General features: G+C 72.2%; 15 protein-coding genes and 1 tRNA gene. 6 read left to right on the top strand and 10 right to left on the bottom strand.

Annotated elements, in window-relative coordinates; genetic code table 11:
* Positions 1-5: 5 nt before the first annotated feature.
* Positions 6-1,061, bottom strand: coding sequence for a DMT family transporter (locus N3K63_RS06995; protein ID WP_261580060.1), 1,056 nt, complete (start codon positions 1,059-1,061; stop codon positions 6-8).
* Positions 1,062-1,118: 57 nt separating this feature from the next.
* Here N3K63_RS06995 and def point away from each other — a divergent pair, with 57 nt between their 5' ends.
* Together def and N3K63_RS06985 are read left to right on the top strand one after the other, a co-directional pair.
* Entirely contained in the window at positions 1,119-1,685 is a 567-nt protein-coding gene (def, locus tag N3K63_RS06990; protein ID WP_261579448.1) for a peptide deformylase, read from the top strand.
* Positions 1,686-1,819: 134 nt separating this feature from the next.
* On the top strand, positions 1,820-3,835 hold the full coding sequence (locus N3K63_RS06985; RefSeq protein WP_261579447.1) for a cellulose binding domain-containing protein: 2,016 nt from the start codon (positions 1,820-1,822) through the stop codon (positions 3,833-3,835).
* A 158-nt stretch (positions 3,836-3,993) separates the two neighbouring features.
* Here N3K63_RS06985 and N3K63_RS06980 read toward each other — a convergent pair.
* From N3K63_RS06980 to dusB, 5 genes are all read right to left on the bottom strand, one after another.
* Positions 3,994-4,066: transfer RNA gene (locus N3K63_RS06980), tRNA-Asn, on the bottom strand.
* 64 nt (positions 4,067-4,130) lie between these two features.
* Positions 4,131-4,889, bottom strand: coding sequence for an ATP-binding cassette domain-containing protein (locus N3K63_RS06975; protein WP_261579446.1), 759 nt, complete (start codon positions 4,887-4,889; stop codon positions 4,131-4,133).
* Positions 4,890-4,936: 47 nt separating this feature from the next.
* Positions 4,937-6,841, bottom strand: a complete 1,905-nt coding sequence (gene dnaG / locus N3K63_RS06970; RefSeq protein ID WP_261579445.1) for a DNA primase — start codon at positions 6,839-6,841, stop codon at positions 4,937-4,939.
* A complete protein-coding gene (locus N3K63_RS06965; RefSeq protein WP_261579444.1) occupies positions 6,841-8,220 on the bottom strand; it encodes a deoxyguanosinetriphosphate triphosphohydrolase in 1,380 nt (459 codons plus the stop codon). The genes dnaG and N3K63_RS06965 overlap by 1 nt, the downstream gene beginning before the upstream one ends.
* Positions 8,213-9,367: a tRNA dihydrouridine synthase DusB gene (gene dusB / locus N3K63_RS06960; protein WP_261579443.1), complete on the bottom strand. Its 1,155-nt coding sequence runs from the start codon at positions 9,365-9,367 to the stop codon at positions 8,213-8,215. Before dusB ends, N3K63_RS06965 begins: the two co-directional genes overlap by 8 nt.
* Before the next feature lie 63 nt (positions 9,368-9,430).
* Here dusB and N3K63_RS06955 point away from each other — a divergent pair, with 63 nt between their 5' ends.
* On the top strand, positions 9,431-9,934 hold the full coding sequence (locus N3K63_RS06955) for a glutathione peroxidase (protein ID WP_261579442.1): 504 nt from the start codon (positions 9,431-9,433) through the stop codon (positions 9,932-9,934).
* A 40-nt stretch (positions 9,935-9,974) separates the two neighbouring features.
* Here N3K63_RS06955 and N3K63_RS06950 read toward each other — a convergent pair whose 3' ends face one another.
* Positions 9,975-10,637, bottom strand: coding sequence for a DsbA family oxidoreductase (locus N3K63_RS06950; protein WP_261579441.1), 663 nt, complete (start codon positions 10,635-10,637; stop codon positions 9,975-9,977).
* A gap of 93 nt (positions 10,638-10,730) precedes the next feature.
* Here N3K63_RS06950 and N3K63_RS06945 point away from each other — a divergent pair, with 93 nt between their 5' ends.
* A complete protein-coding gene (locus tag N3K63_RS06945) occupies positions 10,731-11,288 on the top strand; it encodes an AAA family ATPase (protein ID WP_261579440.1) in 558 nt (185 codons plus the stop codon).
* A 10-nt stretch (positions 11,289-11,298) separates the two neighbouring features.
* Here the strand turns inward: N3K63_RS06945 and N3K63_RS06940 are convergent, their stop codons facing one another.
* Positions 11,299-12,102, bottom strand: a complete 804-nt coding sequence (locus N3K63_RS06940) for an isoprenyl transferase (protein ID WP_261579439.1) — start codon at positions 12,100-12,102, stop codon at positions 11,299-11,301.
* Positions 12,099-12,827 carry a DNA repair protein RecO gene (recO, locus tag N3K63_RS06935; protein WP_261579438.1) on the bottom strand — a complete coding sequence of 243 codons (729 nt, stop codon included), beginning with the start codon at positions 12,825-12,827 and terminating at the stop codon, positions 12,099-12,101. Before recO ends, N3K63_RS06940 begins: the two co-directional genes overlap by 4 nt.
* Before the next feature lie 93 nt (positions 12,828-12,920).
* On the opposite strand from recO, the gene N3K63_RS06930 reads away from it, so the two are divergent.
* Positions 12,921-13,607, top strand: coding sequence for a trimeric intracellular cation channel family protein (locus N3K63_RS06930; protein ID WP_261579437.1), 687 nt, complete (start codon positions 12,921-12,923; stop codon positions 13,605-13,607).
* Positions 13,608-13,694: 87 nt separating this feature from the next.
* Here the strand turns inward: N3K63_RS06930 and leuA are convergent, their stop codons facing one another.
* Positions 13,695-15,455, bottom strand: coding sequence for a 2-isopropylmalate synthase (gene leuA, locus N3K63_RS06925; protein WP_261579436.1), 1,761 nt, complete (start codon positions 15,453-15,455; stop codon positions 13,695-13,697).
* A 194-nt stretch (positions 15,456-15,649) separates the two neighbouring features.
* Between leuA and N3K63_RS06920 the strand changes: the two genes are divergently transcribed.
* Complete coding sequence (locus tag N3K63_RS06920) at positions 15,650-16,282, top strand: hypothetical protein (RefSeq protein WP_261579435.1); 633 nt, start codon at positions 15,650-15,652, stop codon at positions 16,280-16,282.
* The last annotated feature ends 24 nt before the right edge of the window (positions 16,283-16,306 follow it).

Raw genomic sequence — 16,306 nt, 5'->3', positions numbered from 1 at the left:
CCAGCCTACCGGCGCGTGCGCGGCGGCCTCTCGTCGTCGACGGGCGGCTCGGGCCACACCTTCGACACCGCCTCGGTGAGCCGGATCGCCCCGGTCTTGACGGCAGGCTCGCTGCCGCGGGCGATGGGGATCTCCTGGCTGTCGCTGACGACCTGCGGGTGGTAGCGGGCCAGCTGGAAGACACCGGTCACGGCGAGGGCACCGGCGATGACGAAGCCGATGTAGGCCCCGAAGGGGGCGGTGGCCGCCTCGTGCAGCACGGTGAGGCCGATGACGATAGCGACGATCGGGTCGACCACGGTGAGGCCGGCGATGACGAGGTCGGGCGGGCCCGAGGCATAGGCGGTCTGCACGAAGTAGGCCCCGGCTGCGGTGCCGGCCACGAGCGCGATGACGCAGATGATGGTGAGCCAGTCGAAGTCGCCGTACTGGATGCGGGTGATGACGATCTTGGCGAGGGTGGCCACGAAGCCGTAGATCACGCCGGCGGCGACGATGTAGAACAGCGCCGAGGTGCGCTGGCGCAGCCACAGCCAGGTACCGCCGATGACGACGATGACCACCGCCAGGATGATCAGCACGGTGATCAGCTGCTGGTCGCTGACGGCCGTCTCGGTGGCGTAGAGGGCGGCGATCGTCACGAAGATGAAGATGCCCACGACGCACAGCGCGATGGCGGTGATGGAGCGCCGTGTGGGCTTGTGACCGCTGATGCGGGCGTTGAGCAACGTGGTGATCACGAGCGAGATCGCGCCGATCGGCTGCACGATGATCAGCGGCGCGAAAGACATGGCCGCGAGCTGGCAGACGATGGCGAGCCCCAGCATGACCGTGCCGAGCACCCACGAGGGGCGCCGCAGCAGGTTGACGAGCTGACCGCCGGTCAGGCCGGTGTTGCCCGAGACCGCCGTGAGGCGTTCGACCTTCTGCACGCCGCGGTGCTGGTACTGCGCACCGAACGACATGAACACCGCGCCCAGCAGCGCCAGCGGGATCCCGATGAGGATCGCGGGGTCCTTGAAGATGCCGACCAGTTCGTCGGTGATCTCCTCCAGCGCCATGACCGCGGCTTCCACCCCTCGACCCTAGCCGCAGGCTCCGCTCGATAGGCTCAGGACGTGGCCGTTCTTCCGATTCGCATCATGGGCGATCCCGTCCTGCACGCCCCCGCCGCCCCCGTCGGCGAGGTGACCGACGAGATCCGCACGCTCGTCGCCGACATGTTCGACACGATGGACGCCGCCCCCGGCGTGGGACTGGCCGCCCCGCAGGTCGGGGTGGGCCTGCGCATCTACACCTACACCTACCAGGACGACGACGGCGCCCCCTGGCGCGGGGTGATCATCAACCCCGAGCTGTGGATGACCCCGCCCGAGCCGGGCGCCCCCGACCCCGACGACGAGTCGGAGGGCTGCCTGTCGTTCCCGGGTGAGCGCTTCGCGCTGCGCCGCTCCGACCGCGTGCGCGTGACGGGCACCGACCTCGAGGGCGCACCGGTGCAGATCGACGTCGACGGCTGGCGCGCGCGCATCATGCAGCACGAGTTCGACCATCTCGACGGCGTGCTCTACATCGACCGGCTCGACGACGGCGACTGGAAGACGGTGCAGAAGATCGCCCGCAAACGCGGGTGGGGACGCCCCGGTGCGAGCTGGATGCCGGGAGTCGACGAGATCGACGCCTGACCCCACGGGGTTTGCCGCGGCCCTCACGCCGTCGCGGCGGCATCCGATATGGGAATGTGAACCACGACACCGTCGTCACCGTCGCTGCAGCGCCGGTGGGGCGGTGTTCGTTCCTACCCCATAAGGAGACCCCCGTGAACAACCCCTCCCCGCTGCGAGGCGGTGGGCGACGCACCGTCGCGCTCGCGCTGACGGCGACCCTCGCCGTCAGCGCCGGCATCGCCCTGGCGGCACCGGCATCGGCCGCTGACCGCACCACCCCGCTCGCCCTGTCGGTGTTCGCCGCCGCCCGCGGCGCCGACACCCAGCCCACCGCCGAAGGGCGCAAGGTGGGCGACCTCATCATCGACGACGGCCGCCTCTACGCCGGCTACGGCGACTACGGCGCGAACACCGGCCCGATCGACCTCTACAGCTACGATCTGGGCACCGCCGCACCCACCCGGCACCTCACCGTCCCCACCGAGGACATCGACGTGATCACCCGGGTCGGTGACGCGCTGTACGCCCCCGAGATCGATCCGCGGGGTGGCTGGGACACCAATGTCGGGTTCGCCTCGAACCGCTCGGGCGCCTGGGCGAACGAGGGCGTCGCGCCGATGGTGCACGTGTTCGACGTGGCCTCCACCGACGGCGTCGACCTGTTCCTCGCGGGCAGCTCGAACGACGCCGCCACCGGCCAGGCCTACGCCGCGATCTGGTACTCCCCCGACGGCGTCTCGGACTGGCAGCTGATCCAGCGTCGCAGCGTCGGCACCGGCGATCTGTCGCGCTACTACTGGATGGAGGCCGTCGACGGGAAGCTCTACACCTCGGCGGTGCTGGGCGACGTGCTCGGTCCGCTCGAGCGCTGGGACGCGCAGGGCTGGACGACGCTGCAGGACGACAGCTCCGCGTTCTGGGCCTACCAGGCCGACCAGGTGCAGTCCATCGGACACGACATCGTCTCGTACGGCTGGGGTGCGCGGGTGCGCGTCTACGACACCCGCACCGGCCAGTCGGTGACCCCGGTCTACGACATCGCGCCCGGCGGCTACCGGCTGCGCGACGTCTACAAGGCCGAGAGCGGCGCCCTCTACACGCTGAGCGGCAACGGCGAGATCTACCGCAGCGCCGACGGCCGCTCGTGGACCCGCTACGCCACCGTCGACGCGTCGGCGGCCTACAGCCTCGCCGTCGACGAGGCGACCGGCACCGTGTACCTCGGCTCGGATGCCGCGATCCTGCGCGCCTCGACGGTCACCGCCACCCCGACGCCGACGCCCACCGCGACGCCCACCGCGACACCGACGCCGACCGCAACCCCGACACCGACGCCGACGCCGACGCCGACACCCACCGCAACCCCGACGCCGACCCCGACCGCAACGCCCACCGCGACACCGACGCCGACCCCGACCCCGACCGCAACGCCCACCGCGACACCCACGCCCACCGCGACACCGACACCCACCGCAACCCCGACGCCGACCGCATCCCCCACGCCGCCGGTGGGCGGCGGCGCCGACTACACCGCCACGTACCACGCGGGCCCGGCGTGGGGCGGCGCCTACACGGCCGAGCTCACCGTGACGGCCCCCGCGTCGGGTGCGGAGCTGGACTGGGTGGTCTCGTGGCGGGATGCCGACGCCACCGGCATCATCAACGCGTGGGGCACCACGTGCGACGTCGCCGACGGCATCGTCACCTGCACCGCCGCCGGCTACGGCGCCGACGCCTTCCGGTGGGGCACCTCCGCGACCGTGGGCGTGCAGGTGGCCACGCGGGGCGCGGCGCCGCAGGCGCCGACGCTCACCGTGGGCGATGCCGCACCGCCGGCCGTCGAGCCGACCCCCGGGCCCGGGGCGGGGGCCTACACCGCGGCCTACCGCACCGCCACCGCCTGGCCCGGCGCGTACACCGCCGAGTTGACGGTCACCGCCGCCCAGGCGGGCTCACCGCTGGCATGGCAGGTGTCGTGGGCCGACCCCACCGCCCTGGCCGTGACCGGCAGCTGGGGGACGACGTGCGCGGTGGCCGCCGGAGTGGTCACCTGCACGGCCGACGGCTACGGTCGCGACAACCTGCAGTGGGGCACCGCGGTCACCGTCGGCGTGCAGATCTCCACGATCGGGTCGGCACCGCAGCATCCGGTGCTCACCACGGGCTGACCGCCCGGCGATGCGCCCCGCACCCCACCGGTGCGGGGCGCATCGCCATCGCGACCGGCGCGCCGCGCGGATGAGGCGCGCGCCCGGGGAAAGGAAAAGACCCGGGGTGGAAGCCCGGGTCTTAGGTGAGAGTCGCGTTAGATGACGCGGATCTCTCGCTCCCCGGCTTGGACTCGAACCAAGAACCTATCGGTTAACAGCCGATTGCTCTGCCAATTGAGCTACCGAGGATCAGCCCCGCCGTGGCGGGACAACTCGACTAGCTTAGCAAATCCCGACGGGTGCACGTGACCATTCACGACGACCGGGGCACCTCGCTGCCGGGGGTCCAGAGCACACCGTCGGTGCCGTGCCCGTAGCCGACGGTGTGGCCGTCGCGCAGCACCAGGACGTCGGCGTCGAGCTCGTCGATCGCGGCGGTGTCGTTGGTGACGAGCACGAGCGCCATCCCGGCATCCGCGCGCCGGCGCAGCAGCGCGTCGCGCGCGGCCCGGCGCACATCCACGTCGAGGTAGCCGTAGGGCTCGTCGCCGATGAACAGGCGCGGGTCGAGCACGAGCGCGCGGGCCAGGGCGACGCGCTGCCGCATGCCCGAGCTCAGTTCGTAGGGGTACTTCGCGGCGGCGCCGATCGGCAGCTGCAGCTCGTCGAGCAGTCCCGCCACCCGCAGGGCGAGGGCGCGCTGGTTCACGCGGCGGTCGCGGCTGACGATCGGCTCGGAGATGACCTCCGACACCGTCATGCGCGCCGGGAGTGCGGCGCCGGCGCCCTGCGGCAGATAGCCGGTGAGGTAGCGGCGGATGCGCAGCTGCCGGCCGCGTCGGCGCACGTCGATGCCGTGCATCTCGGCCCGGCCGCCGACCACCTGCACCGTCGGGTCGTCGTCGCCGGCGAGCACGGCGGCGAGGCTGGACTTCCCCGATCCGGTGGCGCCCATCACGGCCAGGGCGCCGCCGGCGCGCACGGTCACGCTCAGTCCGTCGACGACCCGCAGGCCGGCGCGGGCGATCGAGAGGTCCTCGGCCCGGAGGGCGACGTCGGCGGCACGGGTCATGGGTTCATCTTGCCACCGCCCCACAGCTGCGCCGTCGCGCCGGCCCGCTACCGGGCCTCGATGAGCGCGGCGCGCTGGCGGTCGAGGTCGCGCAGCGCCACGCGCACCTCGCGCCCCTCGGCCGAGTCGGCGGGAACGCGCTGGATGGCTCCCAGCAGCTCGTGCTTGCGGCGGTCGAGCGCGCGCACCTGCAGGTGCACGCACAGCGCGCGCGTCGAGGCGAGCGCCTCGGCCTCGCTGAGGGCGGGGAACACGCCCGTGAGCAGTTCGACGGCCAGCGACCGGTACGGCTCGCGGGTGGCCTCGGCGGCCTGCGACGACCACCCGATGCGGGTGCGGTCGGGCTGGGCGAGCACGGCCTGGCGCACCGCCTCCAACGCGGGGTGGGTCATCGGCAGCGCGAGGGCGGCGTCGACGGCGGCCGGCTCGAGCTGGTGCCCGTACTGCAGGATGCCCATGAGCGCGTCGCGCTCGGTCGACACGTCGGCGTTGCGCGGCAGGCTCGCGATGGTCACCCGCGCCAGCGGTGCGGATGCCGCGTCGTCGGCGGCCGCGGCGCCCGGGCCTGCGGGGCTCTGACGAGCGCCCGGTGCGGCCGGTGCCCCGGCGGTGGCGCCGGGCGCGGCGGCGGCGCGGGAGGCGCGCGCAGCGCGTTCGACGGCGGGGGTGACCTCCGACAGGTCGAGGCCGAGCTTGCGGGCGAGCACCCGCGTGTAGCCGGGGCGCAGAGCGGGGTCGCGGATGTCGGCGACGATGGGGGCCGCGGCGCGCAGCGCGCCGACGCGCCCCTCGACGGTGCCGAGGTCGAACCCGGCCAGTCGCTGGTCGATGACGAACTCGAACATCGGCGCCTTGGTCTGGATGAGGCTGCGCACGGCGCCGTCGCCGCGCATGAGGCGCAGATCGCACGGGTCGAGGCCGTCGGGGGCGACGGCGACGTAGGTCTGCGCGGCGAACCGCTTCTCGTCGCCGAAGGCGCGCAGCGCCGCCTTCTGGCCCGCGGCATCCGGGTCGAAGGTGAAGACGACCTCGCCGGATGCCGAGTCGTCGCCCATCACGCGGCGCAGCACCGTGATGTGGTCGGAGCCGAAGGCGGTGCCGCAGCTGGCGATCGCGGTGGTGACCCCCGCCAGGTGGCAGGCCATGACGTCGGTGTAGCCCTCGACCACGACGACGCGGTGGTCGCGGGAGATCGACTTCTTGGCCAGGTCGAGGCCGTAGAGCACCTGCGCCTTCTTGTAGATCGGCGTCTCGGGGGTGTTGAGGTACTTGGGCCCCTGGTCGTCGTCGTAGAGGCGCCGGGCACCGAAGCCGATGGTCTGGCCGGTGACGTCGCGGATGGGCCACACGACGCGCCCGCGGAAGCGGTCGTAGACGCCGCGCTGGCCCTGCGAGAGCAGACCCGCCGTGGTGAGCTCCTCGTCGGTGAACCCCTGCGCGCGCATCGCGTCGCGCAGGCCGTTCCACCCCTTCGGGGCGTAGCCCACGCCGAAGTGCGCCGCCGCTCCCGCGTCGAAGCCCCGCTCCCCCAGGAACCGGCGGCCGGCCTCGGCCTCGGCCCCCGCCAGCTGGGTGCGATACCACTCGGCGGCGGCGGTGTTGGCGGCGTACAGCCGGGTGCGTCCGCTCGTCTCGGGGGCCGCTCCCCCGTCTTCGTAGTGCAGCTGGTAGCCGATCCGGCCCGCGAGGCGTTCGACCGTCTCTGTGAACGAGAGGTGGTCCATCGCGCGCAGGAACGAGTACACGTCGCCCGACTCGCCGCATCCGAAGCAGTGGTAGTAGCCCACCTGCGGGCGCACGTGGAAGCTCGGGCTGCGCTCGTCGTGGAAGGGGCACAGACCCTTGAGCGATCCGACGCCCGCCGACTTCAGCGCCACCCGCTCGCCCACGATGTCGGCGATGTTGGTGCGCGCCTTGACCTCGTCGACGTCGGCCTGCCGGATGCGCGCCATCAGAGTCCCTCGAGCGGCTCGGGAAGGGCGAAGCCGGACGGGAGGATGCTGCGGCCGTCGCTGGAGCGCAGCCCCAGCTCGCGCAGGTCGACGGGACCGATGAGGCGCGCGTGCCATTCGATGGCGAAGCGGTCGGTGAGGCTCGCGACCTGGTCGACGACCACGCGGCGGCGCGCATCGTCGCCGTCGGCGGCGGCGAAGTCCTCGGCGTGCAGGGCGTCGAGGTGGTCGGGGCGCTCCCAGAGCGCGGTCGCCAGGCGCCCCAGCACCCGGCGCTGCTCCTTGTAGAGCCCCTTGCGGCCTTCGATCGACACCACGAAGGCGCCGATGACGCCCTTCAGCACCGCCATCTCGGCCTCGATCACCCGCGGCACGATGACGCGGCCGCGGTAGCGGGTGAGCACGGGGGTGCTGTAGTGCTCGCGGGTGGCGGCGGTGGCCGCACGGGCGAAGCGGCCGATGAGGTCGCTCGTGAGGTTCTTGAGGTTGGCGACGGCCGAACGCGACCCGTCGTAGCTGGAGAGCCACTCCGGCAGCAGCGTCAGCCGGTAGAGCGCGTCGGCGAGCTCGTCGCGGCTGAAGCCCCGCCCCACCCAGCTCTGGATGGCGCTGAGCAGCGCCTCGCGCTCACGCGGATCGGTGAGGCGCCGCGGGTCGAGGTAGCCGTTGAGGATCGCGTCTTCGAGGTCGTGCACCGAGTAGGCGATGTCGTCCGAGAGGTCCATCACCTCGGCCTCGATGCAGCGCACGCGCCCGGGCGCGCCCTGACGCAGCCAGTGGAAGACCGCCTCGTCCTCGGGGTACACGCCGAACTTCTGGCGGCCGCCCGGGTCGGGCACGGCGTGCTCCACCGTCCACGGGTACTTGCACGAGGCATCCAGGCTCGCCCGGGTGAGGTTCAGCCCGAACGACGTGCCGTCTGCGCCCTGCACCTTCGGCTCCAGGCGCGACAGGATGCGCAGGGTCTGCGCGTTGCCCTCGAACCCGCCGAAGTCCTCGGCCCAGTCGTTGAGCGCGCGCTCGCCGTTGTGCCCGAACGGCGGGTGGCCGATGTCGTGGCTGAGGCAGGCGGTGTCGACCACGTCGGGCGACAGCTCGAGGGCCAGCGCCAGCTCGCGGCCGACCTGGGCGACCTCGAGCGAGTGGGTGAGCCGGTTGCGCGCGAAGTCGGCGGGGCTGGCGGGGCTGAGCACCTGCGTCTTGGAGGCGAGGCGCCGCAGGGCGGCCGAATGCAGCACGCGGGCGCGGTCGCGGGCGAACCCGTCGCGCTGCGAGCGGTGCTGCTCGGGGTGGAACCTGTCGGCGTCGTGCTCGTCGTAGCCGGTCGGGCGCCCCGGGGAGACCCCGACGCCGGCCACGCGCACGCCGGCCTCAGCCACCACTGTGGTCGAGCTCCGCGTCGGCGATGGCGCTGGACTGCGCCGCGTCGAGGTCCCGCGATTCGAGCCAGCGGTCCGGCAGCGCCGGGCGCTTGGGCGTGCCGGCGCGGCCGCGCTGACCCTCGGCGGCGGCGCCGGGATAGGGCGCGTCGAGGTCGAGGGTGGCGAGGATGTCGTCGAACTCGGCCAGCGACGAGGCCGTCGCGAGCCGCGCGCGGGTGTCGCCGCCGACCGGGTAGCCCTTGAAGTACCAGGCGACGTGCTTGCGGATGTCGCGGCAGCCGCGGCCCTCGTCCTCGAAGAACTCCACGAGCAGTTCGGCGTGACGACGGAAGGCGCGGGCGACGAACCCGAGCGTCGCGTCGACGGTGATGTGCTCGGCGCCGAACGCCTCGGCGAGGTCGCCGAACAGCCAGGGGCGTCCGAGGCAGCCGCGGCCGACCACGACGCCGTCGCAGCCGGTCTCGGCCATCATGCGCACGGCGTCGCCCGCCGACCAGATGTCGCCGTTGCCGAGCACCGGGATGCTCGTGACCGCCTCCTTGAGCGCCGCGATCGCGCTCCAGTCGGCGGTGCCGGAGTAGAACTCGGCGGCGGTGCGGGCGTGCAGCGCCACGGCGGCCACCCCGGCGTCTTCGGCGATGCGGCCGGCGTCGAGGTAGGTGAGGTGGTCGGGGTCGATGCCCTTGCGCATCTTCACGGTCAGCGGCACGTCACCGGCGGCGCGCGCGGCGCGGGTGACGATCTCGCGGAACAGGCCGAGCTTCCACGGCAGCGCGGCGCCACCGCCCTTGCGCGTGACCTTCGGCACGGGGCATCCGAAGTTGAGGTCGATGTGGTCGGCGCGGTCTTCGTCGACCAGCATCCGCACCGCCGCCTCGGTGGTGGCCGGGTCGACGCCGTAGAGCTGGATCGACCGCGGCGTCTCGGACTCGTGGTGGGTGATCAGGCGCATCGTCGTCGCGTTGCGCTCGACGAGGGCGCGGGTGGTGATCATCTCCGACACGTAGAGGCCGGCGCCGTACTCGCGGCACAGCCGGCGGAAGGCGGTGTTGGTGATGCCCGCCATCGGAGCGAGCACCACGGGCGCATCGAGCTCGATCGAGCCGATGCGCAGGGCGCGTGCGGGGGCGAGGGTGTCGGACATCCTGTCCATTCTCCCAGAGTCGGATCGATCCGAGGCGCGCACGACGGGCCTATCGTGGAGAACATGGCCGACACCGCTGCTGTGGACATCCGCGACATCCCCTTCCTCGCCGCCGACGGCAGCGAGACGACCCTCACCGGCCTCGCCGGCGACGGCGCCGTGCTGGTGGTGAACGTCGCCTCGAAGTGCGGCCTCACCCCGCAGTACGAGCAGCTCGAAGAGCTGCAGCGCATCTACGGCGACCGGGGACTGCGGGTCGTCGGCTTCCCCTGCAACCAGTTCATGGGGCAGGAGCCGGGCTCGATGGACGAGATCCTCGAGTACTGCGCGACGACGTGGGGCGTGAGCTTCCCGGTCATGGACAAGGTGAAGGTCAACGGCTCCCACGCCGCTCCGCTGTTCAAGGCGCTGAAGAAGGCCAAGAACGCCGAAGGCGCCAAGGGCCCGGTCATGTGGAACTTCGAGAAGTTCCTGGTCACGCGCGGCGGCGACGTGCACCGCTTCCGCCCGCAGACCAAGCCCGACGCCCCCGAGGTCATCGAGGCGATCGAGGCCGGCCTGGCCTGACCCGGCCCGGGTCAGACCCGCGGCCGGGCCCGCGAGGGGCTCAGGCCTGCTTCTCGGCCCACACCTGCCGGGCGATCTGCGTGAACGCCTCGGCGGGCTGCGCGCCCGACACCCCGTACTTGCCGTCGACCACGAAGAACGGCACCCCCTGGATGCCGTAGGCCGTGGCCTGCGCCTGGTCGGCGCGGACGGCGTCGAGGTAGCGCTGCGATTCGAGGGCGGCGCGCGCCTCGTCGGCGTCGAGGCCGACCTCGGCGGCCAGCTGCACGAGGTCGTCGATGCGGCCGACGTGCTTGCCCTCGGTGAAGTAGGCCGACATGAGCCGCTCGCTCATCTCCGCCTGGCGGCCCTGCTCCTTGGCGTAGTGCAGCAGCTCGTGGGCCTTCACGGTGTTGGTGTGCTGCAGGATGTCGAAGTGGTACTCCAGCCCCGCCTCGGCGGCGATGCCGGTCACGCGCTCGTGCATCTGCGCGGCCTGCTCGCGGGAGATGCCCTTGTGCTCGGCGAGGAAGGTCGAGATGTCGCCGTCGAAGTCGACCGGCGTCTCGGGTGAGAGCTCGAACGAGTGGTACGTCACCTCCACCTGCGGAGCGTCGGGGTCGTCCGCGACCGCGGCCAGTCCGTTCTCCAGGTTGCGCTTGCCGATGTAGCACCAGGGGCAGGCGATGTCACTCCACACGTCGATCTTGATGGCATCCGTCACGTCGGGTGCAACACCCCACCCGATGCGGTTTATTCCACGGGCGGCATGCGCCGGCCCCGCCGCCCGCGGCCGCCGCCGCCCTAGGCTGTCGGAGTGCTCACTGCCGACGACCCGCTGCCGCAGCCGCTCTCGCGCGTGCTGATCTCGGGCACCACCGGCGTCGGCAAGTCGACCCTCGCCCGCCGGCTGGCCGCGGCGTGGAATCTGCCCTACACCGAACTCGACTCGCTCTACCACGGGCCCGACTGGACCCCGCGGCCGCAGTTCGTCGACGATGTGCGGCAGATCGCCGCCGGTGACCGCTGGGTGTCGGAGTGGAACTATCTGTCCACCGACGCCGGGGCGCTTCTCGGCGGGCGCGCGCAGCTGCTCGTGTGGCTCGACCTGCCGCGCCGCATCGCCTGGCCGCGTCTGCTGCGGCGCACCGTGCGCCGCTCGGTGCGCCGGGAGCCACTGTGGAACGGCAACGTCGAGCCGCCGCTGCGCACGATCTTCACCGACGACGAGCACATCCTGCGGTGGGAGGCGCGCACGCACCGGTCGTGGCGCGAACGGATGCCGGCGCTGCAGCGCACGTATCCGCACCTGGTGGTCGTGCGGCTGCGGCATCCGCGCGAGGTGCGCCGCTGGCTGGCCGCGCACGGCGCCTGAGCGCCCCGGGTCAGGCGGTGGGGGTGTCGACGGCGCCGCCGAAGCGACGGTCGCGGTCGAGGTAGACCTGGATGGCGTGCCACAGCTCGGTGCGCGAGAAGTCGGGCCACAGCGTGTCGAGGAACACCATCTCGGCGTAGGCGGCCTCCCACAGCAGGAAGTTCGACGTGCGCTGCTCGCCGCTGGAGCGCAGGAACAGGTCGACGTCGGGCATGTCGGGCACGTACAGGTGCTTGCGCAGCAGCTTCTCGGTGATGGCCGAGGGCTTGAGCCGCCCGGCGGCGATCTGCTCCCCCATCGCCCGCATCGCGTCGACGATCTCGTGGCGGCCGCCGTAGTTGACGCACATCGTGAGGGTGAGCACGTCGTTGTCGCGGGTGAGCTGTTCGGCGAACTGCAGCTCTTTGATCACCGAGCCCCACAGCCGCGGCTTGCGGCCGGCCCAGCGGATGCGCACCCCCCATTCGTTGAGCTGGTCGCGCCGGCGGTGCAGCACGTCGCGGTTGTATCCCATGAGGAAGCGAACCTCCTCGGGCGAGCGCGCCCAGTTCTCGGTGGAGAAGGCGTAGACGCTGAGGTTCTTGACCCCCACCTGCACCGCGCCGGCGACCACGTCGAGCAGCACCTCCTCGCCCGCCTTGTGCCCCTCGATGCGGGTGAGGCCGCGACGGTTCGCCCAGCGGCCGTTGCCGTCCATGACGATCGCCACGTGCTGGGGCACCCCGCCCCGCGGGAACTGCGGCGGGTACACGCCGGTCCAGTCCAGCGGACGGTAGGGCACCGCGTCGCGGTGGGTGTACGGCTTCGGACTCATCGGGTCCCCTCCACGTGCGAGAGCGAGCGGATGCCGCGCTCCAGATGCCACTGGGCGTAGGCGGCGACCAGCCCCGAGGCGGCCGCAGCGGTCGGTGCGGACACCTCGTCGACGATGTCCCACTCCCCCGCCAGGAGCGCGCGCAGCAGGTCGCCGGTCTCGGGGCGCAGCCGCGCGGCGCCCGCCGGAGCGCAGGCGGCGCACACCGTGCCGCCCAGCTGCGCGACGAACCAGTCGTGCGGGCCCAGCGCGCCGCAGCGGGCGCACGCGTCGAGGGCGGGCGACCAGCCCGACAGCGACATGGCCCGCAGCAGGTAGGAGTCCAGCACCGCGCGGGAGTCGTGGTCGCCGCGCGAGAGGGCGCGCAGTCCCCCGACCAGCAGCAGGTACTGGTGGGGCGTGGCCTCGGCCTCGTTGAGACGGTCGGCGGCTTCGACCATGGCGTGGGCGGCGGTGTAGCGGTCGTAGTGCAGGGCGATCTCGGCCCCGTACGAGCCCAGCGACTCGGCCTGCTGCACGATGTCGAGCGAGCGCCCCTGGTAGAGCTGCACGTCGGCGACCATGAACGGCTCCAGGCGCGCCCCGAAGCGCGACGACGTGCGCCGCACCCCCTTGGCCACCGCGCGCACTTTGCCGTGGCGGCGGCTGAGGAGGGTCACGATCCGGTCGGCTTCACCCAGCTTGTGGGTGCGCAGGACCACGACCTCGTCGCGATAGGTGGGCACCCGTCCATTATCGGTGCCGCCTGCGACGCCGGGGCGGAGGCCGCACGGCGGTGCGCGTGCGCATCCCTCCGGCGGCGCCCGAGAATGGATGCCGTGACCGAGCCGATCTTCGTGATCCCCCTGTGGGCCGACCTCATCGCCGTCGGCCTCGGCGGCATCCAGGGCGCCCTGTTCGCCTCCGGCTTCCGCGGCGAGCGGCGCCTCGACTTCCTCGGGGTCGCCCTCATCGGCATCATGATCGGCATGGGCGGCGGCCTCATCCGCGACCTCCTGCTCAACACCACACCCGTCACCCTGCAGAGCAACTGGTACCTGCTGACGGCGACGGGCGCGGCGCTGTTCGGCATGCTGCTGGCCGGCATCTTCCAGCGGCTGTCGCGGGTGATCGTCGGGCTCGACGCGCTCGTCATCGGCCTGTTCGGCGCGTTCGGCACGAGCAAGGCGCTCGCACTGGGCCTGCCTCTCGTGCCGGCGGTGTTCGTCGGGGTGTGCGCGGCGGCCGGGGGCGGGGTGCTTCGCGACGTGCTCATGGGACTGCCGGTGGCGATCATGCACGTCGGGTCGCTCTACGCGGTCGCCGCCGGGGCGGGGGCGTTCGTGCTCGCCGTCAGCCAGGAGCTGGGCCTGGCCCCCGTGTGGGCTGCGGTCGTCGGCGTGGCCGTGACCACCGTCATCCGGGTGCTGGCCGTCGTCTTCGACATCTCGCTGCCGGAGCAGCGCGCCCTCTACCGGCGCAAGGTCGCCGTGGAGACCTCGGCGATCCCGATCATCAAGCCCTGAGCAGGCAGCGGCCCCGGTGCCCCCGGCACGCAGAACCGGGTGCCGCGGCGACGTGTCGCCGAGGCACCCGGTGCGGGTGGTCGCGGGTCAGACCGAGGCGAGCGACGGGGCGGCCGCGCGGGTGCGGATCGCGCGGTTGACGCCCGAGACGATGGCCTTGAGGCTCGCCGTCGAGATGTCGCCGTCGATGCCGACGCCCCACAGGCGCTCGCCGTCGACCTGCAGCTCGACGTAGGCGGCCGCATTGGCGTCGCCGCCGCTGCTGAGGGTGTGCTCGACGTAGTCGTAGAGGGTGACGTCGAAGCCCTGTGCCCGCACGACCTCGAGGAAGGCCGAGACGGGGCCGTTGCCCACACCGCGCGTGGCGATCGACTCGTCGCCGTCGCGCAGGGTGACCTCGAGCGAGACCTCGCCCGACATGTCGCTCTGGGTGCGGGTCGACAGCAGCTCGAAGCGGCCCCACTTGTCGCCCTGCGCCGCGGCGGGCAGGTACTCGTCGGTGAAGATCGCCCAGATCTGGTCGCTCGAGACCTCGCCGCCCTCGGCGTCGGTCTTGGCCTGCACGACACCCGAGAACTCGATCTGCAGCTTGCGGGGCAGGTCGATGGCGTGGTCGCTCTTGAGCAGGTAGGCCACGCCGCCCTTGCCCGACTGCGAGTTCACGCGGATGACGGCCTCGTAGGAGCGGCCGAGGTCCTTCGGGTCGATCGGCAGGTAGGGAACGGCCCACTCGATCTCGTCGACGGTGACGCCGGATGCCGCCGCCCGCGCCTCCATCGCCTCGAAGCCCTTCTTGATGGCATCCTGATGCGAGCCGCTGAAGGCGGTGAACACGAGGTCGCCGGCCCAGGGGCTGCGCTCGGGGACGGGCAGCTGGTTGCAGTACTCGGCGGTGCGCTTGACGTGGTCGATGTCGCTGAAGTCGATCTGCGGGTCGATGCCCTGCGTCAGCAGGTTGATGCCGAGGGCGACCAGGTCGACGTTGCCGGTGCGCTCGCCGTTGCCGAACAGGCAGCCTTCGATGCGGTCGGCGCCGGCCATGTAGCCGAGCTCGGCGGCGGCGACGGCGGTGCCGCGGTCGTTGTGCGGGTGCAGCGACAGGATGACGTTCTCGCGGTGGGCGAGGTGGCGGCTCATCCACTCGATGGAGTCGGCGTAGACGTTGGGGGTGGCCATCTCGACGGTGGCCGGCAGGTTGATGATCACCTTGCGCTCGGGCGTGGGCTCGAAGATCTCGATGACCTGGTTGCACACGTCGACGGCGAACTCGAGCTCGGTGCCGGTGTACGACTCGGGCGAGTACTCGTAGAACACCTTCGTCTCGGGGATGCGCTTCTCGAACTCGCGGCACAGCCGGGCGCCCTCGAGCGCGATGTCGATGATGCCCTGCTTGTCGGTGCGGAACACCACCTCGCGCTGGAGCACGCTCGTGGAGTTGTAGAGGTGCACGATGGCCTGCTTGGCGCCGGCGATCGACTCGTAGGTGCGCTCGATCAGGTGCTCGCGCGCCTGGGTCAGCACCTGGATGGTGACGTCGTCGGGGATGAGCCCCTCTTCGATGAGCTGCCGCACGAAGTCGAAGTCGGTCTGGCTCGCGCTCGGGAACCCGACCTCGATCTCCTTGTAGCCCATCTTCACGAGCAGCTCGAACATCACGCGCTTGCGCTCGGGGCTCATCGGGTCGATCAGGGCCTGGTTGCCGTCGCGCAGGTCGACGGCGCACCAGCGCGGGGCGACCTCGATGCGCTGCGAGGGCCAGGTGCGGTCGGGCAGCTCGACGCGGATCTGCTCGTGGAAGGGGCGGTACTTGTGCACCGGCATCCCGGACGGCTTCTGGGTGTTGTCCATGATGGTTGTCGTTTCTTCTCTCGTCTGGGTAACGGGCCGACGACAAGCTCCGCGACGAGGGAGGCCCTGATTACGAGGTCTCGTCGCGGCGGCTAAGGAGAAGAAGCGAGCCTGCACGCATGGGGACACTTTACACCCGTGGATGCGTCCCGTCACCGCTGAGACGATCGCCGCCGCCGTGACACTCTCGGGGTATGACGCGTTCCGCCGCCCACCGAGTCGTCCTCGCCGCCACCGGCGCCCTGCTGCTGATCGGGTCGGCCGGGTGCGCGAGCGGCCCCGCCGCACGCGAACCCGGCGCCGCCCCCGGCCTGACGACGGCGACGCCCGGGCTCCCGGAGGGCGAGGTGACCGCGCAGGGCACGGTGCTCGACGACGGCGACGGGGCGCAGCTGTGCCTGGGCCCGGTGGCCGAGTCGTTCCCCCCGCAATGCCAGGGCCTGCCGCTGGCCGCGTGGGAGTGGGACGGCCTCGACGGGTCGGAGACCGCTGCGGGGGTGACCTGGGGCTCCTACGCCGTGCAGGGCACCTACGACGGCGAGACGTTCACGATCACCCAGCCGCCGGTCATGCTCGCCCTCTACGACCCGATGGTCCCGGACGACCCCACCGGCGGCGAGCCGGGCCCGGCCGACGAGGCGACGCTGCTGCGGGTGCAGGAGGAGGTGCACGCCGACCTCGGTGCGGCGGCGCTGAGCTCGTGGCCGCAGAACGGCCGGCTCTGGGTGCAGGTCGTCTGGGACGACGGCATCCTGCAGGACGCCGCCGACGGCGCCTACGGCGACGACGTGGTCGTCATCCAGTCGGCGCTGCGCGAGGTCTCCTGAACGCCCGCGCCGCCGCCCGGCGCA

It is taken from the genome of Microbacterium festucae (assembly GCF_025421715.1).
GTDB lineage: Bacteria > Actinomycetota > Actinomycetes > Actinomycetales > Microbacteriaceae > Microbacterium > Microbacterium festucae.
The sequence above is the reverse complement of the archived record's forward strand: the minus strand, read 5'-3'. Positions and strand labels throughout refer to the sequence as shown.